At 33.1% G+C, this 405-nt stretch carries 1 protein-coding gene; it reads left to right on the forward strand.

Annotation, left to right across the window (positions count from 1 at the left end):
* Window positions 1–405 (forward strand): FAD-binding protein (locus tag ASV53_RS24745; protein ID WP_141226357.1); only part of this gene is annotated, 405 nt, incomplete at both ends.

Here is a 405-nt window from a genome sequence, read left to right on the forward strand (position 1 = left end):
GCGGAAAAGTAAAGCAGTTAATCCTTGTTGATGATATTGATGAATTAAAACAGACACTTAAAAAGCTTAACAATAAAAAAATCAATTACAATATAATTGGCGAAACAACTAACATTTTATTCACAAGTAGTGATATCGATGGGACGCTAATTAAGTTATCTGGTGACTTTAGAAAAATAAAAAAAATTAATGATACACGATTATATGTGGGGGCTGGTTGCTGGGTTCCTAGAATGGCAAAGACTGCGATGAGTTATGGACTTTCAGGGCTTGAACATACTATTGGCATTCCTGGCAGTTTTGGTGGACTTATTCGTATGAACGGAGGTAGCCAAAGGAGAGGTATTTCTGAATCCATAGTAAATGTTTCATGTATCAATGATAAATTAGAATTAATAAAAATAA

It is taken from the genome of Photobacterium sanguinicancri, from assembly GCF_002265265.1.
Lineage (GTDB): Bacteria > Pseudomonadota > Gammaproteobacteria > Enterobacterales > Vibrionaceae > Photobacterium > Photobacterium sanguinicancri.